Consider the following 17,912-nt stretch of genomic DNA (forward strand, 5'->3'; position numbering starts at 1 on the left):
CGATCCGTCCCGCTCTCGATCAGCCGGAAATCAAAAAAGGCCCTGTTTTCAAGCGAAAACAGGGCCTCGACCAGCCTTACGCCATCAGGCGGAAAGGCGATCACATATTGTCGATCATCACCTGGCCGAAACCGGAGCACGACACCTGCGTCGCGCCTTCCAGCAGGCGGGCGAAGTCATACGTGACCTTTTTCGACAGGATGGATTTTTCCATGCTGCTGATGATCAGGTCGGCGGCTTCGGTCCAGCCCATGTGGCGCAGCATCATTTCGGCCGACAGGATCTCGGAACCCGGGTTCACGTAGTCCTTGCCGGCGTACTTCGGCGCCGTGCCGTGCGTGGCTTCGAACATGGCGACGGAGTCGGACAGGTTCGCGCCCGGGGCGATGCCGATCCCGCCGACCTGGGCGGCCAGGGCGTCGGACACATAGTCGCCGTTCAGGTTCAGCGTGGCGATGACGTCATATTCGGCGGGACGCAGCAGGATCTGCTGCAGGAAGGCGTCGGCAATCACATCCTTGACCGTGATGTCGCGACCGGTCTTGGGATTCTTGAATTTGCACCACGGGCCGCCGTCGATCAACTGAGCGCCGAATTCCTTCTGGGCCAGGGCGTAGCCCCAGTCACGGAAGCCGCCTTCGGTGAACTTCATGATGTTGCCCTTGTGCACCAGGGTGACGGTGGGGCGGTCATTGTCGATGGCGTACTGGATGGCCTTGCGCACCAGGCGTTCCGTGCCTTCGCGCGAGACGGGTTTCACGCCGATGCCGGACGTGCCGGGGAAGCGGATCTTGTTGACGCCCAGGGTGTTCTGCAGGAAGTCGATCAACTGGCGGGCCTTGTCGGATTCGGCTTCGAACTCGATCCCGGCGTAGATGTCTTCGGAATTTTCACGGAAGATGACCATGTCGGTCTTTTCCGGTTCGCGCACCGGCGAAGGCACGCCCTTGAAGTAGCGCACCGGGCGCAGGCAGACATACAGGTCCAGCTGCTGGCGCAGGGCCACGTTCAGGGAACGGATGCCGCCGCCGACGGGCGTGGTCAGCGGGCCCTTGATGGACACCACGTAGTCGCGGACCACGTCCAGGGTTTCTTCGGGCAGCCACACGTCGGGGCCGTAGATCTTGGTGGACTTTTCACCGGCGTAGACTTCCATCCAGTGGATCTTGCGCTTGCCGGCATAGGCCTTGGCCACGGCGGCATCCACGACTTTCAGCATCACCGGGGTGATGTCCTGACCCGTGCCGTCACCCTCGATGTAGGGGATGATGGGTTCGTCGGGGATATTGAGGGAAAAGTCGGCGTTGACCGTGATTTTCTGACCACCGGCCGGGACCTTGATGTGCTGATAAGACATGAGTGCTCCAGTGTTGCTGGGGTTGTTGTTCAAAAGGGGATGCTGTGCGTGGCGCCGCAGTCTTATATAAGAGTTTAACGTAAACTGCCCTGCAGGGCGTCAGGAATCTGCGGCCGTTTGAAACCGCCCGGGCGCAGGCCATTAAAATGAAGATTACGCTTCATCACGTCCTTTGCACATCCTATGTTCAACCCATCCAAAGAGCAGGTCCGCGAGTTCTTCACCGAGGCCTGGCGCAAACGCCGCGCCGGCGGCGTCCTGACGCCGCTGGAAACCATGGCGGCCGACCTGGTCGAACGCCACCCCGAATACCACGACGACCTGCAGGACCCGGACGCATCCCAGCGGGATTATCCCGTCGAAGCGGGCCGCACGAACCCATTCCTGCACCTGTCCATGCACCTGGCCATCCAGGAACAGTTGTCCATCGATCACCCGCCCGGCATCCGGGCGGCATGGAACGGCCTGCTGCAAACCCATGACGAACACGAGGTCGCCCACGTCATCATGGAAGCCTTAGGCGAAGTTGTCTGGGAAGCCCAGCGCCTGGGCAAGCCGCTGGACAATGACCACTACCTGGATCTGATCCGCCGCCACGCCAGCCGCACAAGCTGACATCCCTGCAGCGCGCCGCGCCCGTCACGCGGGCGCTTTCCTGCTCTGCAGGCCTACATCATCGCTTGCAAGCGGTTCGGACTCGTCAGGCACAGCGCAGTCCGCAGGGGCTGCAGCTGTGCCCGCGCTTATCCATCAGCGCACATGCAAAGGAGTGGGCAGCGAGGACAGCCAGGAAGAGATATTGACGATGTCGGTGGCCGACAGCTGCGACGCCATGGCCCCCATCACGGCGTTCTTGCGCACATTGGCCGACGCCGGTTCGCCTTTCTGGCCGCGCTGATAGGCGACCAGGGCATGCGCCAGGAAATCCTGATGCTGGCCGGCCAGGATCGGATAATCCGGCTGGATGGGTGTTTTCGCATCCGCGCCATGGCAGGAGGCGCAGGTGAATTTTTCAAAGGCGGCCTTGCCGGCCGTCAGATCGGCGGCCTGGGCGCCTGCGGTCATCAGACCGCATCCCACCAGGGCAATCCAGAATGCTCGCATGGTGTTCCCCTATTTGAGATTGTGGTAGTAGGCTGCGACGTCGGCCATGTCCTGTTCGGACAGGGACTTGGCGATCGCATCCATGGTCGGAAAGGAACGGGCGCCACTGGCGTATTCCTTAAGCGCCGCGACGATGTACGCCGCGTTCTGACCAGCAATCATGGGGACATGGTACAACTCGGGGTAAGCCGCCTTGTATTCCGGGATTCCGTGGCAACCGATGCACATGGACACCTTTTGGGAACCCGCTTGCGCATCACCCTGAATCGCCGGAGCGTCCGCCGCCATGGCGGACCCGGCAAACAAACAGGACACCAAGGACACCAGCAAGCTGGCAGCCCTAAAACCATGCCTTGTCATTCCTTGTGACTTCATATGGCCTCTTGTCTCGCGTTTCGAATTTTATGTCGGCATCGGCCGCCCTCTTGCCGGGCCGATGAGGCATACTGATTGTACGATAGTTGCCCCGATACAGACAGCCATCGACTGTTGAACCCTATAACAAGCAAGCCATCACGCCGCTGACCACGCGCAAAATCCATGACTGATGCCGTCGTTTCTTCCGACCCCCAACGCTTCCAGGGCACCGACCACTACGTCGCCACCGACGCTCTGAAAATGGCCGTGAATGCGGCGCTGGTCCTGCAGCGCCCCCTGTTGATCAAGGGCGAACCCGGCACCGGCAAGACACTACTGGCCGAAGAAGTCGCCCGGGCCCTGGGCCGCCCCCTGCTGCAGTGGCACATCAAATCCACGACCAAGGCGCAGCAGGGCCTGTACGAATACGACGCGGTCTCGCGCCTGCGCGATTCCCAATTGGGGGACGACCGCGTCCACGACATCGGCAACTACATCGTGCAGGGGGTGCTGTGGCAGGCCTTCGCATCGGACACGCCCGGCGTGGTGCTGATCGATGAAATCGACAAGGCGGACATCGAATTCCCCAACGACCTGCTGCGCGAGCTGGACCGCATGGAATTCCACGTGTACGAAACCCGGCAGACTGTCCAGGCGCGACACAAGCCGCTGATCATCATCACATCGAACAACGAAAAGGACCTGCCCGACGCGTTCCTGCGGCGTTGCTTTTTCCACTACATCGAATTCCCGGATCGCGACACGCTCGGCGACATCGTCGCCGTGCATTTCCCGCACCTGCGCGAAGACATCCTGGGCGCGGCGCTGGACGTCTTCTTCCGCCTGCGCGATGTGCCGGGCCTTAAAAAGCGCCCCTCCACATCGGAATTCCTGGACTGGCTGCGCCTGCTGCTGGCCGAATCCATCGCGCCGCAGGCGCTGGCCCAGGGCGATATCCCGCCGCTGGCCGGCGCCCTGCTGAAAAACGAACAGGACCTGAACCTGCTGCAAAGGCTCTCCGCCCTGGCCCAGCGCGGACGCTAGGCCGGGAACGGCCGACAGGCCCTGCCCAACCAGAGAGCCCCGTCCCCGGTTTCAATCCGCGACCGTTGCACTCCAGATACCGCCACCGGAACCCACTCATGAGCACACACGCTTTCACCATCCTGCCGGCCCCCACCACCCTGGAAGGCCACGGCGTCCGCCTGATCCCGCTGGCCCCGGCGCACGTCCCCGGCCTGCAGGCGGCAGCCGCCGACGGCAACCTGTGGACCCTGCGGATCACCTCGGTGCCGGAACCGGAGCACACGGAGGCCTATGTGGCGGCTGCGCTGCAGGGCCAGGCCGACGGCCACATGCTGCCCTTCGTCGTGACGGACGCCGCCAGCGGAGCGATCCTGGGCACGACGCGCTACCACGACATCGTGCCGGCGCTGGCCCGGCTGGAAATCGGCTACACCTGGTACGGCCGGTCCCGGCAGCGCACGCACGTCAACACCGCCTGCAAGCTGCTGTTGCTGGAACACGCCTTCCAGACCCTGGGCGCCGCCGTCGTGGGATGGCGCACGGACAACTACAACACGGCCTCGCAACGCGCTATCGAACGGCTGGGCGCTCATCGCGACGGCGTGATCCGCCACCACGCCCTGCGCCGCGACGGCACGGTGCGCGATACGGTCATGTACAGCTTGCTGGCGGGCGAATGGCCGGAGGTCCGCGCCCACCTGCAGTACCAACTGCAGCGGCCGCGCAACTGACCGCCCGCGCGGCCCGGATGATCACCCATTCATGCTGATCGATTTTTTCACCCGCCTGCGCAGCGCCGGCATCCCGGTATCCATCCAGGAATATCTCAGTCTGCTGGAACTCCTGCGCAGTCCGGCCGCCCCCGCCAGCACGGAAGACTTCTATCATCTGGCCCGCATGGCGCTGGTCAAGGATGAAACCCGCTACGACCGCTTCGACCAGGTCTTCGCCGCCTTCATCGGCCGGCTGCAGACCCAGGCCGGCGGCGCAGACATCCCCGCCGATTGGCTGCTGCAAACCATCCGCAAGCACCTGAGCGACCAGGAAAAGGCCGCGCTGGAAAAACACGGCTGGGACCGTCTGATGGAGATGTTCCGCGAACGGCTGGCTGAACAGAAGGAACGCCATGCCGGCGGCAGCAAATGGATCGGCACCGGCGGTTCATCGCCATTCGGACATGGGGGCTATCATCCCGAAGGCATCCGCGTGGGCGGCCCTTCGGCCGGCAATCGCACCGCCGTCAAGGTCTGGGAACAACGCCAGTATCGGGACTATGACGACCAGCAGACCCTGGGCACGCGCAACTTCAAGGTGGCATTGCGCCGCCTGCGCCGCTTCGCCCGCCAGGGCGCGGACCTGGAACTGGACATGCCCGGCACCATCCGGGGCACGGCGCAACAGGCCGGCCTGCTGGACCTGCGCTGGGTCCCCGAACGCCACAACGCCGTGAAAGTCCTGATGCTGCTGGACGTGGGCGGCAGCATGGACGATCATGTGGCCCGCATCGAATCGCTGTTTTCAGCCGCCCGCAGCGAGTTCAAGCACCTGGAAGTCTTCTACTTCCACAATTGCCCCTACGAATCGGTCTGGCGCCACAATGAACGACGCCAGGGCGCGCGTATCGACACCTGGGACCTGCTGCGCAGCTACGGCGAGGACTGGCGCCTGATCCTGGTGGGCGACGCGTCCATGAGCCCCTACGAACTGCTCTACCCCGGCGGCTCGATCGAGCACAACAACGCCGAAACGGGCGCCGCCTGGCTGCAGCGCATCCTGAGCCACTGGCCGCACGCCGTCTGGCTGAATCCGGAGCCCTCGGGTTCCTGGCCATACCGCCAGTCCATCGCCATCGTGCGCGAACTGATGCACGACCGCATGCACGGCATGACGATGGACGGGCTCGAACACGCCATGCGATTCTTGGCAAAATAGCCGGTCGACCGCCTCACCCCACATCCGCGCCCTCATTGGACATTCTCGTGAACTTCCTGCCGATGCACCGCCCCGCCGTCCTCCCCGCCTTGCTGGCGCTGTGCAGCCTGCTGCTGATGGGCTCCCAGAACCCCGCGCGGGCCCAGGCCGCCGCACCCGCCGCCCAGGCCGCGCCGCAGCAATCCCCCGCCCCCCTGCCGCCCGGCGTCCAGCACGTCGTCATGATCGAAGGCGTCACCGAATACCGGCTGAAAAACGGCCTGACCGTGCTGCTCGCTCCCGACGATTCCCGCGCCCAGACCACCGTCAACATGAGCTACCGGGTCGGCTCGCGCAACGAAGGACCGGGCGAAACCGGAATGGCGCACCTGCTGGAGCACCTGCTGTTTCGCGGCAGTCCCGAACATCCGGATGCGCTGGCGGAATTCTCGCGGCGCGGGCTGGCGGCCAACGGCTCCACCACGACGGACCTGACCAATTACTACGCAACCTTCGCCAGCAGCCCGGACACTTTGCAGTGGTACCTTTCCTGGCAGGCCGATGCCATGCTGAACGCCCGCATCAGCCGCGCCGACCTGGACGCCGAAATGCCCGTGGTGCGCAATGAAATGGAACAGGGGGAAAACAGCCCCTTCAGCATGCTGCTGCAGCAGACCAATGCGGCCGCCTACGTCTGGCACCCCTACGGACGCAGCGTGATCGGCGCACGATCCGACGTGGAGCACGTCGATATCGCACAGTTGCGGGCTTTTTATCACCGGTACTACCAGCCCGACAATGCCGTGCTGATCGTCACGGGGCGCTTCGATGCCGCGCAGACCCTGCAATGGATCGCACGGGACTTCGACGCCATCGCGCGGCCTGCACGCGCGCTGCCGCCGGAATACACGGTCGAGCCCGTCCAGCAAGGCGCCCGGGCCGTGACCCTGCGGCGGGTCGGCGGCAGCCCCATCGCCATTGTCCAATATCATTTCCCGCAAGGCGCCAGCGACGCGTACGCCGCCCTGTCCCTGGGCACGGACATGCTGGCCGACAGCCCGTCCGGCCCCCTGTACCGGTCCCTGGTCCAGACCGGCCAGGCCAGCAGCGTCTTCGGCTTCGCGCGCGCCATGAAGCAACCCGGATACGCCGTGTTCGGGGCGCAGTTGCAACCCGCGGCCGACCCTCAGGCCGTTCTGGCCGCGCTGGAAAAAACCCTGGAATCCGGCGGCATCGACCAGCTGGATCAGGCCGCCCTGGACCGCAGCCGCACTGCCTGGCTGAATCAATGGAAACTGGTCTACAACCAGCCGGCCAGCCTGGCGGACGCTTTGTCCGACGCAGTATCGCGCGGGGACTGGCGGCTGTTTTTCATCGAACCACTGAGGGTCGACGCCCTGACGCTGGATGAGGTCCGCCGCCAGCTGCATGCCTGGCTGCTGTCCAGCAACCGCACCAGCGGCCTGTACCTGCCGACGCCCGACCCGGCCTACGCGCCGGCGGCCCCCGCCACCGACCTGCAGCCCTGGGTCGCGCAGTTGAAGACCGGCACGGGCCGACCCGCCGTGGCCAGCTTCGACACCGACCCGCAGGCCCTGGACGCGGATACCCAGCGCAGCACGCTGACCTTGCCCAACGGCCCGGTCGCGCTGGCGCTGCTGCCCAAGGCCACGCCGGGAGACCGGGTTCACGCCTATATGCGTCTGCAGTTCGGCTCGGCCGAACAGATGCGCGGCCTGGGCCTGGTGCCGTCGGTCACGGCCGCCATGCTGCTGCGCGGGGCCGACGGATTATCCCGCCAGCAGATCGACGATCGACTCAACGCCCTGGATTCCGATCTGTCATTCAGCAGCAGCGGCAACACCCTGACCGTGGGCTTGCGCAGTTCCCGCACCCATCTGCCGGATCTGCTGGACCTGACCTTCCGCCTGTTGCGCCAACCCGCGTTCCCAGCCTCGGAACTGACCGAGATCCAGCATACCCTGCTGACCAATATCGAGGACGAGGCCGTCAGCCCCGCCTGGCTGGTGCGCAACACGCTGCAGCGCCAGGACCAGCCCTGGAAAAGCGACGATATCCGCTATACCCCGACCGCCCAGGAACTATTGAAGGACACGAAATCGCTGACCCCTGCCGCCCTGAAACAGTTCCACGACCGTTTCTACGGCGCCGGCAGCATCCAATTGTCCGTCGTCGGCGACTTCGACCCGCAAGCGGTCGAACACAGCCTGCGCGCGGGCCTGGCCGGCTGGCGGCAGGCGCCTGCCTACGAGCGGACCCTGGAACCCTGGTACCCCATCGCCCCCGAAGTCTTCCACATTCCGGCTCCGGGCAAGGCCAATGCCAATTACCTGGGCGCGCTGCAGCTGAAACTGCAGGATACCGACCCCCGCTGGCCCGCGCTGATCCTGGCCAACTACCTGCTGGGCGGATCGGAGGATTCCCGCCTGTGGCAGGCCATCCGGGTCACGGGCGGCCTGTCCTACACGGTGGGCAGCTCGCTGCAGGCCTCGTCCTGGGAACCATCCGGCAGCTGGACGTTCTTTGCCACGATGGCGTCCCAGAACGCCCAGGCCCTGCAGGACGCCATGAGCAAGACGCTGGACAGCACGCTGAAGAACGGATTCACCCAGGATGAAGTGGACCAGGGCGTGAAATCCCTGCTCAATTACCTGAAGCTGGGCCGATCCAACGACGGCTGGCTGGCGGATCACTGGCTGGACTATCTGGATACGGGCCGCAGCTTCGCCTGGCAGCAGCGCATCATCGACCAATTGCAGGGCCTGAAGGCCGCACAGGTGAATGCCGCGATGCGGGACCTGCTCAAGCCCGATGAACTCAGCATCGCCGTGGCCGCCGATCCCCGGCCGAAGAAGCCCTGAGGACGGATTCAGTCCCAGCGCGTGGCGCTCGCATGTGATGCGGCCGCCGTTCCGATCCGGAGCGGCGGCCGCATCACATGCGCGGCTGGAAATGCCTGGCCGGGGCTCACTGGCCGCCGATCGCCGCGGCGGCCGCCCGGGCAGCCGCGCTCACCGCCACGATGAGCGGCACGTCGAACTGGGGCTGCAGCCGCACGGCCGAGGCTGAGAGTGGACCGCCGCCCATGATGACGGCCTGCGCCCCGTCCTTGTCGATCACCGTACGCACGACCTTCGCGAGCGCCGCATCGAGCAGTGCGGGATCTTCCACGAGCTTCTTGGGGTCGCCTTCGGTTGCCAGCGTCCCGCGATACTGCGCGGCATACCCCAGTGATGCGGCCTTCTGCCGGAAGGATTCAATCAGGCCGGGATCCGGGGTGACGGTGGCGATGGCGAACGGCCGTCCGCCGCGCGCGGCTTCCCGGAACGCCTGTTCGCCGATACCGAACACCGGGATGCTGACGGACTGGCGCAATTGATCCAGGCCGGGGTCGCTGAACGCCGATACGATGATGGCGCCGATCCGCGGATCCTTGGCCGCCTGCCTGCCGATGCGCACCACCCCCGTTGCCGCGGACACCATGTCCTGCGGCGTCGTCAGCAGCGACGGAGCCCCGGCGTTGCGTTCGCCGATCACCCTCAGGCCGCTTCCCCCGATGGCTTGCGCAACCGCCTGCTCGGCCAATTGCGCCATGGACCGGGTCGCGCCCTCGTTCGAATTGGGATTGATGAGCAGGATCGACCTTCCGGGCGCGCCGCCCCGGGCGAGGGCCGGGCCCGCAGCGGAGAGAGCTCCCAAAGCAGCCGCCGACAGCATGAGATCGCGTCTGCGCACCGAGAAACGAGAGGAATCAGCCATAGGTATCTCCTGGTTTTTCGAAGTGTCCTGCGCGCTTACGATACATCGTCCCGGTTTCCCGGTCACCCGCCCGGAAAAAGAAATTCCGCCGCAACGGCGGAGTCGACTGCCACAGCCTGAACCCGGGAAACGGGCGGCGGGAACGGCTGCCCGTTTTTCCGATCATTGCCCTTTCTGCTTGGGATCGCTACAATTCACTCATCACACAAATCGATTTGGGGAACACCTGAAAGAACACAGGATTTCCCGGAGGACGCCATGCGGCACGCCCTGAAGACCATGCATGAACACCCGGTGTTGCTGATACCGGACCTGATGTTGCTGCCGGAAGGCATCCAGCGCGGACAGGCGGCGCTGATCGACGCAGGCCACATCCGGGGCATCGGCCCTGTGGATGGGTTCCAGGCGCTGGACGTCCCTCGGATCATGCTGCCGGGCCGGCTGCTGATGCCCGGCTTCATCGACGCGCACCACCATCTGACGCAGTCTTTCGGCAAATCCCTGGTGTTTGGGGAACCGTCCGAAATCTTCAAACGGGTCTGGGTGCCGATGGAGCAATTCATGGACGAGGACGCCATCGAGACCGCCACCCGGCTGGCCGCCTGGGAATCGCTGCGCGGCGGGTTCACCACGGTGGCGGACGCGGGCACGCGGGCATCGGTCGACGTCGGCCTGCTGGCGGACGTGACGTCCAGCGTCGGTCTGCGCTGCGTGCTGGGCGTCATCTGCAACGACCTCCAGGGAGGCGAGCAGGTCGCCAGCCGTTCGGACATCGAACGCCTGGCCCAAAGGCACCTGACGCGCTGGCACGACCACGCACTGGTGCATCCGTCGCTGGCAATCTCCATCCCTGAAGCGGCCACGGACGAAGTGCTGGTCGCGGTGACGAAGCTGGCCCGGGATGCCTCCGTCTGCTTTCAGACGCATCTGAACGAACACCTGGCCGCAGTGGAACGCTCCCTAGTGGCCACCGGCCACCGCCCCCTGCAAAGACTGGCCCAATTGGGCGCCATCGGCCCGGAACTGCTGGCAGCCCACGCCACGCTGCTGACCACCGACGAAATCCTGCTGCTGCGCGACAGCGGCGGGGCCATCAGCTACAACCCCGTGGCCAGTTCCTGGAAAGGCAACGCCGTCGCCCCCGCGCTGCTGCTCAGCGAGCTGGGCGCGCGCGTCGGCCTGGGCACCGACGGCACGCGCAGCGACGCGTTTCGCCTGCTGGACGCGGCGGAAACGGCCCAGCGCTTCGCCTACACGATGGCGGCGGGGGATTCTTCCTCCGGCGGCGGCTGGATCTGGCTGGATCAGGGGCTGCGCGGCGGCGCCGATGCCGTCGGCCTGGGCGGCAGGATCGGGGAAATCCGCCCGGGAGCCTATGCCGACCTGCTGGTGATCGATCTGGACATCCCGGAATTCGTGCCCAGTTGGGATCTGGAATGGGAGCTGGTCCGTCTGGGCAACCGCGACCAGATCGAATCGGTCATCGTCCACGGCCGCCTGCGCCTGGATCACGGCAAGCCGGTGGACTGGGACGGCGACAAACTGCTGGAAAAGGCCCGGGACACCGCCCGGCGCATCGTCGCGGCGGCCCCGATACGACAGGTCGATCCCGCAGCCTCCGCGCATCGCGCCCTCTGGAAAGCGCGCCACCCATGAGCGATACCGCCTTCTACCTGATCGGCCTGACCGTCTTTGTTTCAGCATTCGCCCAGGGCGCCAGCGGCATGGGATTCGCCATGCTGGCCGCGCCGGTGGTCAGCCTGTTCGCACCCGCCCTGATTCCGGTCATGCTGCTGGTGCTGATGATCCCGCTCAATGCCTACATCGGCTGGCGCGAAAGGGCCGCAATCGACTGGAACGGAGTCAAGCTGATCAGCGTCGGCCGCTTCGCCGGCACCTTCCTGGGCCTGTGGATCCTGCTGATCGTCAACCTGCACCAGCTGGCCCTGCTGATCGGCTGGTCCACCCTGATCGCCGCCGTGGTCGCGATGCTGTCGCCCTCGTTCAACATGAACCGCACGGGCCTGGGCATCGTCGGCCTCATCACCGGGATCACCGAAACCTCCACCGGCGTGGGCGGCCCGCCGCTGGCTCTGGCGTATCAGCACAAGCGCGGCCCCGTCCTGCGCGCCACCGTCGCCCTGTGCTTTCTGGTGGGCGAGGTCATTTCCCTGATCGTGCTGGCCATCAGCGGCCAGATTCATGCCGACACCCTGCTGATGTCCGCCAAAATGCTGCCCTTCCTGGCGCTGGGATCCTATGCCAGCAAATTCGTCCACCATCGGCTGGACGGCCCCTTATTGCGTTACATTGTGCTTGGATTCTCCAGCATCTCAGGCATCGTCGTGATCCTGCAGGCGTAATTCAATTCACGGACCGGATGACAACCAGCAGACAGAAGTTCAAGCGTGTGACCATCGCCGACGTGGCGCGCGAAGCGGGCCTGTCTCCCACGACAGTGTCCCACTCCCTGAACGGCATCGGCCAGGTCGACCCCAAGACACGGCAGCACGTCAAGGATGTCGCCGCCCGCCTGAAATACAGGCCCAGCGTACGGGCGCAGCGCCTGCGCACCGGGCGCTCGAACGCGATCGCGCTGCTGTCATCCATGCCATCCGCCGTGTCCGCCGGCGCCTCGCAACTGGGTTTCTTCACCGAACTGGCCATGGGTTCGGCACGGACGGCGCTGCTGCGCGGTTATGTGCTGCTGCTGGCGCCCCCCGTGGACCAATGCAATCCGCTGGCCCTGCTGGACATGGACGGCGCGATTTTGCTGGAACCCACACAGGCGGATCCCATTGCCCGGGAACTGGACGAACGCGGCATCCGGTACGTCACGATCGGGGCCAACCCCGGCCCCCTGGACATCGACCTGCACCACGACCGGGCGGCGGACCTGCTGCTGCGGCATCTGCTGGACGTCGGGGCGCAATCCATCGGCCTGATCCTGGGCAGCAACGGGCGAGCATCCCAGGAGGCCTTCCGGGCACGGTACCTGGCTTTGGCGCAGGAACGGGCTTTCACGCCCATCGTCCAGGAAGCCCCCGAAGAAGAAGGGGAAAAGGCCGGCTACGATGCAGCCCGCCAGTTGCTGAGGCAGCACCCCGGGCTGGATGCCTTGTGCGTGCCCATCGACACGTTCGCCTCGGGCGTGGCACAGGCCGCGCTGGATGCCGGCCGCCCCATCGGCCCGAACCTGCGGCTGGTGACCCGCTACGATGGCCTGCGCGCCCGTACCTGCCAGCCGCCGCTGACCGCCGTGGACCTGCACCTGGACGCCATTTCGGCGGCGGCCGTGGACCTGCTGCTGCAAACCCTGGACGGCCGTTCTCTTCAGCCCGCGATCGTGCCACCGCCTACGCTCATTATCCGGGCCTCCAGCCTGGGCTGACCCGCCATCGCAAAAACGGGCAGGCCTCTCATCGAGGACTGCCCGTTTCATATTGCCCGCCGGAACACCGGCGCCGGCATCAGATCCGGTAGTTGGCCGGACGACTGACCACGGTCTTGTCCGCAGGATTCCCAGGGCCCTGCCCCGCCTTCCCGGTATGGCGGAACAGCAGGTTGAGCAGAACGGCCACCAGCGCACTCATGGCCACGCCGCTGCCCACGATGGCTCCGACGTTGGCAGGCAGGGCATGGTACATGCCCGGAATCAAGACCGGCAGCAGCCCCAGGGCCAGGGCCAGTGTGCAAGTCACCAGATTGCCCGTGTCGCTGAAATCCACCCGGGCCAACATCTGAATGCCCAGCACGCTGATGATGGCGAACACCACCACCGCCGTTCCGCCCACGACGGCCGGCGGAATGCCATTGAGAATCCGGGCCAACGGCGTGAAGCCGATCAGGATCAACAAGACCCCGGCCACCGCCGTCACGTAGCGGCTACGCACGCCGCTGGCGCGCACGATGCCGATATTTTCGCCGCTGGTCACCATGGCGGGCGTGCCGAACAGCCCTCCGATGATGGACACGATGCCGTCGGAGCGGATGACGCGAGGCACGTCCCGGGTCGCCACGACTTCACGGCCCACGATTTCTCCGTTGATGATGGTCTGCCCGGTGGCCTCGGCCATCGAAGCGATGCTCCAGATCAACATGGGAATGGCGGCGATCAGATCCAGATGGGGTGCGCCGAAGGGCAGAAACTGCGGCAAGGCAAAGGCAGGGCCTGCGACATGCGCGCCAAAAGAAGTCTGCCCCAGGACCAGGGCGATGATCGTGCCGCCGATCAAGCCCAGGGCCACGGACAGCTGCCGCCAGAACCCGCGCAGGAACCGGAAGCAGAGCACCGTCAGCAGGATGGTGAAGAAGGCCAGCAGCAATTGCAGCGGATCCCCGAAATGCTCCGTGCCCGGCCTGCCGGTGAACAACTGACCGGTGACCTTGACCAGATTGATGCCGATCACGACCACCATGGTGCCGATGACCAGCGGCGGGAAGTATTTCAGCGCCCGGACGAAGACGGTCACCACCAGGATATAGAAAATACCGGTCAGCACGACCGCGCCCACGGCGGTCTGCAAGTCCGTCCCCTGAGCGATGGTGATGAACAGAATGGTTGCCGCTCCCCCCGGCAACATGATGAAAGGCAGGCGCACGCCGATCCCCGCCACGCCGATGGACTGCAGGATCGACCCCAGGCCGCTGAAGACGAAGACGCTGGACAACAGCGCCGAGGCCAGGTCGGTCGGCAGGTCCAGGGCGCTGGCGATCAGGAATACCGAAGAGATGGGCGTTGCCACCATCACCAGGATATGCTGGATCGCGAACAGAATCAGATTGTGGACGGGACGGATCTGGTCGACTGGATGGATTCCGTCCTCCAGTGGCGCGCCGTCCGGGCGATGCGTAGTCTCCATGAGTCTTCCTCTTATCAGGATCGGTCGAAATAAATCGATTTGGGAATTGAATGCAACTCACCTAAATCGATTTGTGTAGATGGTGAATCGTGGCAGGAAAACTGTCAACACAGGGTTTTTACGGAGGCGGCACGGCGCCATTTCTCGACCGTGGCCCCCAAGGGGCATCATGTGTATTGGAATTGCCCAGCGCAAACAAAAGCCCCGCGTCTCCGGGAAAGGAGCGCGGGGCGCGAGGCGGCCTCGGAACGGATCAGGAAAAGAAGTTCTTGACCTTGTCCGTCCAGGATTCGCTCTTGGGGGAATGGCGATCGCCGCCAGTCGTCAGCGAGGCCTCGAACTGGCGCAACAGCGCCTTTTGATCATCGTTCAGGCGCACCGGGGTCTCCACCGCCACGTGGCAATACAGATCGCCCGGATAGCTGGAACGGATCCCCTTGATGCCCTTGCCGCGCAGGCGGAAGGTCTTGCCCGTCTGGGTGCCTTCCGGGATCGTGATTTCCCCGCGGCCCGCCAGGGTCGGAACTTCCAGGGTGCCGCCCAGCGCCGCCTTGGTGAAGGGAATCGTCAGCTCGCAATGCAGGTCTTCGCCGTCGCGCTGGAAAATTCCGTGCGGCTTGATGCGGATTTCCACGAACAGATCGCCCGATGGCCCGCCATTGACGCCCGGCTCGCCGTTGCCCGATGAGCGGATGCGCATGCCGTCATCGATCCCGGCCGGGATCTTGACCTGCAGGGTCTTGTTTTTGCGGATGCGCCCCACCCCGTCGCAGTCGGCGCAGGGGTTGGTGATTTCCTTGCCGCTGCCGTGGCAGGTCGGGCAAGTCTGCTGCACGCTGAAAAACCCCTGCTGCATGCGCACCGCGCCACTGCCGCCGCACGTGTGGCAGGTATGAGGGGTCGTGCCCGGCTTGGCGCCGGACCCGTGGCAGGTGTCGCAGGTTTCCCAGCTGGGGATGCGGATTTCGGTGTCGAAGCCGTTAGCCGCCTGTTCCAGGCTGATTTCCAGGTTGTATTTCAGGTCGGCGCCCCGGTAGACCTGAGGGCCGCCGCCGCGCCGGCCAGCCGCGCCACCGAAGATCTCGCCAAAAATATCCCCGAACGCATCGGCAAAACCGCCTGCGCCGCCCATGCCCGCCCCGCCAGCGGCATTGGGGTCCACCCCGGCATGGCCGAACCGGTCGTATGCCGATCGCTTTTCCGCGTCCGACAACATCTCGTAGGCCTCCTTGGCCTCCTTGAATTTGTCTTCGGCTTCCTTGCTGTCCGGATTGCGGTCCGGGTGATATTTCATCGCCAGCTTGCGGTAGGCCTTGCGGATGTCGTCATCCGAGGCGTTCTTGGCGACCCCAAGCACTTCGTAGAAATCTCGTTTTGCCATTGGTATCGGTTATTTGCTCTATGCGCTACGGTTTGACGGACACAAGCCCGGGCCGGCGAAACGCCAGGTCCGGGCCAGTGCTTTCTGATCAAAGGCCGCATCCGGCGCGGGCGGTTCAGGCCACGCCGGATGCGGCGACTCGATGCCCCATCCTGCCCGTGGGTCATACGGACGGGGCATCGGGATCAATCGCGCTTCACTTCCTTGAAGTCGGCGTCGACGACATCATCATCAGCCGGCTTGGCGCCGTCCGCCGCCGTCGCGCCTTCCGCCGCGGCCTTGGCCTGCATATCGGCGTACATCTTCTCGCCCAGCTTCTGGGAAGCCGTCGCCAGGGCCTCGGTCTTGGCGTCGATGGCGGCCTTGTCGTCGCCCTTGGCGGCTTCTTCCAGATCCTTGATCGCGGCTTCGATGGCGTCCTTTTCAGCGGCGTCGAGCTTGTCGCCGTATTCCGTCAGGGACTTGCGCGTGGCGTGCGCCAGACCATCGGCCTGATTGCGGGCCTGGGCCAGCTCGGCCACACGGTGATCTTCCTCGGCATTGGCCTCGGCATCCTTCACCATGCGCTCGATCTCGTCCTCGGTCAGCCCGGAGCTGGCCTTGATCGTGATCTTGTTTTCCTTGCCGGTGCCCTTGTCCTTGGCCGACACGTGCAGAATGCCGTTGGCGTCGATGTCGAAAGTGACTTCGATCTGCGGCAGGCCGCGCGGCGCGGGCGGAATGCCTTCCAGATTGAATTCGCCCAGCGCCTTGTTGCCGGCCGCCACTTCGCGTTCGCCCTGGAAGACCTTGATGGTCACGGCCGGCTGATTGTCGTCCGCCGTCGAGAACACCTGCGAGAACCGGGTCGGGATCGTGGTGTTCTTCTTGATCATCTTGGTCATGACGCCGCCCAGGGTTTCAATCCCCAGGGACAGGGGCGTCACGTCCAGCAGCAGCACGTCCTTGCGGTCGCCCGACAGCACGGAACCCTGAATCGCGGCGCCAGCGGCCACGGCTTCGTCCGGGTTCACGTCCTTGCGCGGATCGCGGCCGAAGAATTCCTTGACCTTCTCCTGGACCTTGGGCATGCGGGTCATGCCGCCGACCAGGATCACGTCGTCGATTTCCGAGATCTTGATGCCGGCGTCCTTGATGGCGGTCCGGCAGGGAGCGATGGTCCGTTCGATCAGGTCTTCGACCAGCGATTCGAGCTTGGAGCGCGTGATCTTCAGGTTCAGGTGCTTGGGGCCGGATGCATCGGCCGTGATGTACGGCAGATTGATTTCGGTCTGCTGCGTGGAGGACAGCTCGATCTTGGCCTTCTCGGCGGCTTCCTTCAGGCGCTGCATGGCCAGCACGTCCTTGGACAGGTCGGTGCCGGATTCCTTTTTGAATTCGTCGATGATGTAGTTGATGATGCACAGATCGAAGTCTTCGCCGCCCAGGAACGTGTCGCCGTTCGTGGACAGGACCTCGAATTGCTTCTCGCCATCCACATCGGCGATTTCGATGATGGACACGTCGAACGTGCCGCCGCCCAGGTCATAGACCACGATCTTGCGGTCGCCGCGCTCGGCCTTGTCCAGGCCGAAGGCCAGGGCCGCGGCCGTGGGTTCATTGATGATGCGCTTGACTTCCAGGCCGGCGATCTTGCCGGCGTCCTTCGTCGCCTGGCGCTGGCTGTCGTTGAAATACGCCGGCACCGTGATCACGGCCTCGGTGACTTCCTCGCCCAGGTAGTCTTCGGCGGTCTTTTTCATCTTGCGCAGAATGTCGGCCGACACCTGCGGCGGAGCCAGCTTCTTGTCCTGCGCCTCGACCCAGGCGTCGCCATTGTCGGCCTTGAGGATCTTGTAGGGCATCAGGTTGATGTCCTTCTGCACGGCCTTTTCGTCGAACTTGCGGCCGATCAGGCGCTTGACGGCGAAGATGGTGTTGGTCGGGTTGGTGACCGCCTGGCGTTTGGCCGGCGCGCCGACCAGGACTTCGCCGTCCTGCATGTAGGCGACGATGGACGGCGTCGTGCGGGCGCCTTCCGAGTTTTCAATGATTTGGACCTTGGAGCCGTCCAGCACAGCCACACAGCTGTTGGTCGTCCCCAGGTCGATCCCGATGATCTTGCTCATGTTTGATCCTGTCGATGTTTGAATGA

15 protein-coding genes are annotated in these 17,912 nt (G+C 64.8%); 8 read left to right on the forward strand and 7 right to left on the reverse strand.

From position 1 onward, the window contains the following. Positions 1 to 100: 100 nt before the first annotated feature. Complete coding sequence (icd, locus tag WBG56_RS04700) at positions 101 to 1,357, reverse strand: NADP-dependent isocitrate dehydrogenase (protein WP_424265752.1); 1,257 nt, start codon at positions 1,355 to 1,357, stop codon at positions 101 to 103. Between the two features lie 183 nt (positions 1,358 to 1,540). Between icd and WBG56_RS04705 the strand changes: the two genes are divergently transcribed. Further along, a complete protein-coding gene (locus WBG56_RS04705; RefSeq protein ID WP_424265754.1) occupies positions 1,541 to 1,972 on the forward strand; it encodes a DUF1841 family protein in 432 nt (143 codons plus the stop codon). Between the two features lie 135 nt (positions 1,973 to 2,107). Here the strand turns inward: WBG56_RS04705 and WBG56_RS04710 are convergent, their stop codons facing one another. Both WBG56_RS04710 and WBG56_RS04715 read right to left on the reverse strand, forming a co-directional pair. Further along, complete coding sequence (locus tag WBG56_RS04710; RefSeq protein WP_424265756.1) at positions 2,108 to 2,461, reverse strand: c-type cytochrome; 354 nt, start codon at positions 2,459 to 2,461, stop codon at positions 2,108 to 2,110. Positions 2,462 to 2,470: 9 nt separating this feature from the next. Further along, positions 2,471 to 2,836 carry a c-type cytochrome gene (locus tag WBG56_RS04715; RefSeq protein WP_424265758.1) on the reverse strand — a complete coding sequence of 122 codons (366 nt, stop codon included), beginning with the start codon at positions 2,834 to 2,836 and terminating at the stop codon, positions 2,471 to 2,473. 165 nt (positions 2,837 to 3,001) lie between these two features. Here WBG56_RS04715 and WBG56_RS04720 point away from each other — a divergent pair, with 165 nt between their 5' ends. The 4 genes from WBG56_RS04720 to WBG56_RS04735 all read left to right on the forward strand — a co-directional run bounded on the left by WBG56_RS04720 (position 3,002) and on the right by WBG56_RS04735 (position 8,637). Then, entirely contained in the window at positions 3,002 to 3,862 is an 861-nt protein-coding gene (locus tag WBG56_RS04720) for an AAA family ATPase (protein WP_424265760.1), read from the forward strand. A gap of 98 nt (positions 3,863 to 3,960) precedes the next feature. Next, positions 3,961 to 4,575 (forward strand): GNAT family N-acetyltransferase, encoded by a 615-nt coding sequence (locus WBG56_RS04725; protein ID WP_424265762.1) that lies wholly within the window; start codon positions 3,961 to 3,963, stop codon positions 4,573 to 4,575. Positions 4,576 to 4,606: 31 nt separating this feature from the next. Further along, positions 4,607 to 5,776, forward strand: coding sequence for a vWA domain-containing protein (locus WBG56_RS04730; RefSeq protein ID WP_424265764.1), 1,170 nt, complete (start codon positions 4,607 to 4,609; stop codon positions 5,774 to 5,776). A 47-nt stretch (positions 5,777 to 5,823) separates the two neighbouring features. Further along, positions 5,824 to 8,637 (forward strand): M16 family metallopeptidase, encoded by a 2,814-nt coding sequence (locus WBG56_RS04735; RefSeq protein ID WP_424265766.1) that lies wholly within the window; start codon positions 5,824 to 5,826, stop codon positions 8,635 to 8,637. Positions 8,638 to 8,743: 106 nt separating this feature from the next. Here the strand turns inward: WBG56_RS04735 and WBG56_RS04740 are convergent, their stop codons facing one another. After that, a complete protein-coding gene (locus tag WBG56_RS04740) occupies positions 8,744 to 9,535 on the reverse strand; it encodes an aspartate/glutamate racemase family protein (protein ID WP_424265768.1) in 792 nt (263 codons plus the stop codon). Positions 9,536 to 9,793: 258 nt separating this feature from the next. On the opposite strand from WBG56_RS04740, the gene WBG56_RS04745 reads away from it, so the two are divergent. From WBG56_RS04745 to WBG56_RS04755, 3 genes are read left to right on the forward strand one after another with little or no spacing between them, the layout of a single operon-like run. Continuing rightward, entirely contained in the window at positions 9,794 to 11,191 is a 1,398-nt protein-coding gene (locus WBG56_RS04745) for an amidohydrolase family protein (protein ID WP_424265770.1), read from the forward strand. Then, a complete protein-coding gene (locus tag WBG56_RS04750; protein WP_424265772.1) occupies positions 11,188 to 11,898 on the forward strand; it encodes a sulfite exporter TauE/SafE family protein in 711 nt (236 codons plus the stop codon). The genes WBG56_RS04745 and WBG56_RS04750 overlap by 4 nt, the downstream gene beginning before the upstream one ends. 17 nt (positions 11,899 to 11,915) lie before the next feature. Next, complete coding sequence (locus WBG56_RS04755) at positions 11,916 to 12,926, forward strand: substrate-binding domain-containing protein (RefSeq protein WP_424265774.1); 1,011 nt, start codon at positions 11,916 to 11,918, stop codon at positions 12,924 to 12,926. A 79-nt stretch (positions 12,927 to 13,005) separates the two neighbouring features. Here WBG56_RS04755 and WBG56_RS04760 read toward each other — a convergent pair whose 3' ends face one another. The 3 genes from WBG56_RS04760 to dnaK form a co-directional block, all read right to left on the reverse strand. Then, positions 13,006 to 14,397 (reverse strand): uracil-xanthine permease family protein, encoded by a 1,392-nt coding sequence (locus WBG56_RS04760; RefSeq protein WP_424265776.1) that lies wholly within the window; start codon positions 14,395 to 14,397, stop codon positions 13,006 to 13,008. A gap of 253 nt (positions 14,398 to 14,650) precedes the next feature. Continuing rightward, complete coding sequence (gene dnaJ, locus WBG56_RS04765; RefSeq protein ID WP_424265778.1) at positions 14,651 to 15,778, reverse strand: molecular chaperone DnaJ; 1,128 nt, start codon at positions 15,776 to 15,778, stop codon at positions 14,651 to 14,653. A 185-nt stretch (positions 15,779 to 15,963) separates the two neighbouring features. After that, a complete protein-coding gene (gene dnaK, locus WBG56_RS04770) occupies positions 15,964 to 17,886 on the reverse strand; it encodes a molecular chaperone DnaK (RefSeq protein WP_424265780.1) in 1,923 nt (640 codons plus the stop codon). Positions 17,887 to 17,912: the final 26 nt, after the last annotated feature.

Source organism: Castellaniella sp., assembly GCF_049671645.1.
In the GTDB taxonomy this organism is placed as follows: Bacteria; Pseudomonadota; Gammaproteobacteria; order Burkholderiales; family Burkholderiaceae_B; genus Castellaniella.

Excerpts from the sequence above, each read along its gene's own strand:
- icd (WP_424265752.1), bottom strand. The coding sequence starts at position 1,357 with ATGTCTTATCAGCACATCAAGGTCCCGGCCGGTGGTCAGAAAATCACG.
- WBG56_RS04705 (WP_424265754.1), top strand. The coding sequence starts at position 1,541 with ATGTTCAACCCATCCAAAGAGCAGGTCCGCGAGTTCTTCACCGAGGCC.
- WBG56_RS04710 (WP_424265756.1), bottom strand. The coding sequence starts at position 2,461 with ATGCGAGCATTCTGGATTGCCCTGGTGGGATGCGGTCTGATGACCGCA.
- WBG56_RS04715 (WP_424265758.1), bottom strand. The coding sequence starts at position 2,836 with ATGAAGTCACAAGGAATGACAAGGCATGGTTTTAGGGCTGCCAGCTTG.
- WBG56_RS04720 (WP_424265760.1), top strand. The coding sequence starts at position 3,002 with ATGACTGATGCCGTCGTTTCTTCCGACCCCCAACGCTTCCAGGGCACC.
- WBG56_RS04725 (WP_424265762.1), top strand. The coding sequence starts at position 3,961 with ATGAGCACACACGCTTTCACCATCCTGCCGGCCCCCACCACCCTGGAA.
- WBG56_RS04730 (WP_424265764.1), top strand. The coding sequence starts at position 4,607 with ATGCTGATCGATTTTTTCACCCGCCTGCGCAGCGCCGGCATCCCGGTA.
- WBG56_RS04740 (WP_424265768.1), bottom strand. The coding sequence starts at position 9,535 with ATGGCTGATTCCTCTCGTTTCTCGGTGCGCAGACGCGATCTCATGCTG.
- WBG56_RS04745 (WP_424265770.1), top strand. The coding sequence starts at position 9,794 with ATGCGGCACGCCCTGAAGACCATGCATGAACACCCGGTGTTGCTGATA.
- WBG56_RS04750 (WP_424265772.1), top strand. The coding sequence starts at position 11,188 with ATGAGCGATACCGCCTTCTACCTGATCGGCCTGACCGTCTTTGTTTCA.
- WBG56_RS04755 (WP_424265774.1), top strand. The coding sequence starts at position 11,916 with ATGACAACCAGCAGACAGAAGTTCAAGCGTGTGACCATCGCCGACGTG.
- WBG56_RS04760 (WP_424265776.1), bottom strand. The coding sequence starts at position 14,397 with ATGGAGACTACGCATCGCCCGGACGGCGCGCCACTGGAGGACGGAATC.
- dnaJ (WP_424265778.1), bottom strand. The coding sequence starts at position 15,778 with ATGGCAAAACGAGATTTCTACGAAGTGCTTGGGGTCGCCAAGAACGCC.
- dnaK (WP_424265780.1), bottom strand. The coding sequence starts at position 17,886 with ATGAGCAAGATCATCGGGATCGACCTGGGGACGACCAACAGCTGTGTG.